Genomic DNA, 2,778 nt, shown 5'->3' with positions numbered 1-2,778 from the left:
GCCGCCCGGTGCGCACCCCGCGCCGCGCCAGCACCCGGGCCAGATCGACCACCTCGGCCGGCGGCTCGCCCCGCTGACAGAACGGCACCGGGCGCCCCTCCAGGGCCCGCGCCTGCTCGGCACATCCGCGCAGCACTTCGCAGATCGCGATCACGGCAGCCGGCGCCATCATCAGACCGCTCTGCCGACCCCGGGAGTCGATCTCGGCGGCCAGGGTTTCCAGGTTTTCAGACAGCATCGGAACCTCCCTTCAGTGCACGTCCATGGCCAGCCGCCCGTAGGCGGTACGCAGGTGCTCGATGGTCACCGCCGAGCCGTCGCCCGCCGCCGCGACACAGGCCAGACGGATGGTCTTGGTCATCTGCCTCAGCGCGCCCGGCTTGTGGGCGATCCCGGTCAGGAACTGCCGCTCCTCGTCGCCGGCGATCTTCCAGGCCTCGATCAGTGCCGCCACGTCGGCCCGCGAGGGCTTGGTCTTGGTGAGCCTCATACCGACCCGACTGAACAGCTGGGCGAAGGTGGCCGTGCGCCCCCCGTCGATGCGCGAATAGATCGACACGTTCCCCACCAGGGCGAGGCCCAGCCCATGCTTGTCATGGAGGCTCCGCAGCTGCTCGAGTGCCTGCACGCTCAGGTGCTGCGCCTCGTCGATGATCAACAGGGCACTACGCCCCCGCAGCTGCTCGCCGATCGCCCGGCTCAAACGGGTCGACAGCCGCTCCGTCACCCCCACCACCGAGCAGATTTCGGCCAGCATGGCGTTGGCGCTGGCGCAACTGGGGTCCATGGTCGCCATGTAGGCGTGCGGGGTGGTCCGGCAGTACTCCTCGCAGGTGCTCGTCTTCGAGGTTCCGGCGTCGCCCGCGATCACGGCGATGTCCGGGGCGATCTGCGCATACTGCAGAATGCTCGTGATCTTCGCGGTGGTGCTGGTGGCGATGAAGGAAGGCGGGGTCGGCAGGGTGGCGGCCGTGCGCGCCCGCTCCTGGCGCGACTTCAGCCAGCGCACCACCTGGCCCGCGATCTTCTCGGTGTTGCCCCCGTACGTTCCCCGGTACCAACCGGTGAAGGTGCCGTAGGCAATCCCCGCCTCGCTGGCGATGGCCGCCTGGGTCAGGCCCTCGTTGTCGATCAACCCCTCGATCTGGCGGCGCAGGTCGGCCTGCACCTCCTCGGTCATGGCGGTTTGCTCTGGAACGGTGCTCATGATAGTTTTCTCTCTCTGTTGATGTTCCCCAGGGGCGCCCCGTTGCAGCGGGGCGCCCCTACCTCTTTTCGAAGAGGTTCACGACGCCGGCGCTGAAGGACCGCATGAAGGGGTCCTCGTCTTCGTCTCGCTCCGGCATGACCTTCACGGCGGCCGAGCCGTCGAAGATCGGCCGGGCGATCTTCGTCTCGGGTGGTTCGGCCTTTTCGAACTCGGGCAGCAGCGCCGCCAGTTCGTCGGGCTGCAACGTGCGCTCGAGGGCCGCCGCCTCCTTGGTGGCGCGCATCCAGCGCCGCCGCCGTCGAGCCTGCTCCTGGGCGGCCGCCACGTCGTTGAAGCCGACGGCGTGTTGGCACTCGACGAAGCCCACATAGGCCCCGTCCCGGCGGTAGACGTGCACACCGTCGTGCAGCGCCTGCGGATCGAACCGGACGACGACCTTCTGGCCGATGAAGCGGTGCAACGCCTCGTCCCAGAACCGGTTGTCCATCAGGTGGATCGCGCCATCAGGGGCCCGGCAGGTCACCTCCTCGGCCGCCAGCAGCCACAGGCGCTTCTGTTCGGCGGTCGCCTTGCGGATGGGTGCCTCGGCGTAGCTCGTCTCGAAGGTCTCAAGGAGAGAGCGCCCGGCCGCCGTGCGCGTCCGCCGACCCGGCTTCGCGTTGTGCAGGGCGATCCCCTGACCGACAATCCTCAGGAACTCGTCGAGGGGCACGGCTCGGCTGCCGCAGTTCTCCGGCTTGTTGGCCACACTGTTGCCGGTCCAGGCCCCGTGGAACGCTGGGTGAGTCGCAATGCGCTCGCAGAAATCCTTGAACGCCCTCTCGATCGGCTTTGACTGGCCGCTGTAGGGGGTGGTCCAGTGCACCTCGACCCCCAGTTGGGTCAGCAGACCCGAAGGCTCGTCGTCGCGCACCTTGAAGCGGTACCGGGTCGGCGTGCCGCCGGTGATCCACTTCGAGGCGAACCCTCGCCCGTTGTCGAGATACATGTGATCGGGGATGCCGTACTCCTCGACCATGTCCCCGATGGTCAGCCGGACGGCCTCGCGGTTCTCGGATTTGTCCACCCGCCACGACAGGAACATCCCGGAATACAGGTCCTGGATGGCCACCATGTTCGGGCGGCACACCTCGCCGTCGGGCCAGCGCACGAAGACGTCCCAGCGATGGCCGTCCATGTTGACCGCCTCCAGCGCGTGGAAGACCGAGCGGTCCCGCTCCAGGGCCGGGAACATCCGCTTGACCGCCTCCACACCCTGCCGGGTCAGCACCACCACCGCCGGGGGGATGTCCGTCTCCAGCCGCCGCCGCAGGGTGCGGCTCGACGGGACGGTCCAGCCCTTCTCGCGGGCCACCAGGACCAACAGGTCGTAGCAGGACTCCCAGGTCGGCCGCTCCAGGCGCAGGTAGGCGCTTTTGATGAACTCCCAGGCCTCGGGACTGCACTCGGTGGTCGTCGTGCGCCCCACGTGGCGCGGCGCCAGGGCCGGCAACCAGTCGGCCCTCTCGACCCCGTCGGTCAGCTTGAACCAGTTGTAGATGGAACTGGCCGAAACACCGTGCTGGCGG

Annotated in this window: 3 protein-coding genes; all 3 read right to left on the bottom strand. The window is 68.5% G+C overall.

Going from position 1 to position 2,778, the window contains the following annotated elements; genetic code table 11:
- A partial coding sequence (locus BLR95_RS15345; RefSeq protein ID WP_143131047.1) for a hypothetical protein occupies window positions 1–238 on the bottom strand: 238 nt, incomplete at its 3' end.
- Between the two features lie 12 nt (window positions 239–250).
- The gene (locus BLR95_RS15340; RefSeq protein ID WP_092622132.1) at window positions 251–1,207 is read right to left on the bottom strand and encodes an AAA family ATPase; all 957 of its coding nucleotides are present in this window, start codon (window positions 1,205–1,207) and stop codon (window positions 251–253) included.
- 58 nt (window positions 1,208–1,265) lie between these two features.
- Window positions 1,266–2,778: transposase domain-containing protein (locus BLR95_RS15335; protein ID WP_092622130.1), on the bottom strand; the 1,513-nt coding region annotated here is incomplete at its 5' end.

Origin of the sequence: Roseospirillum parvum, from assembly GCF_900100455.1 — a bacterium.
GTDB classification, from domain to species: Bacteria; Pseudomonadota; Alphaproteobacteria; order Rhodospirillales; family Rhodospirillaceae; genus Roseospirillum; species Roseospirillum parvum.
This window is presented reverse-complemented; position numbering and strand designations above follow the sequence as displayed.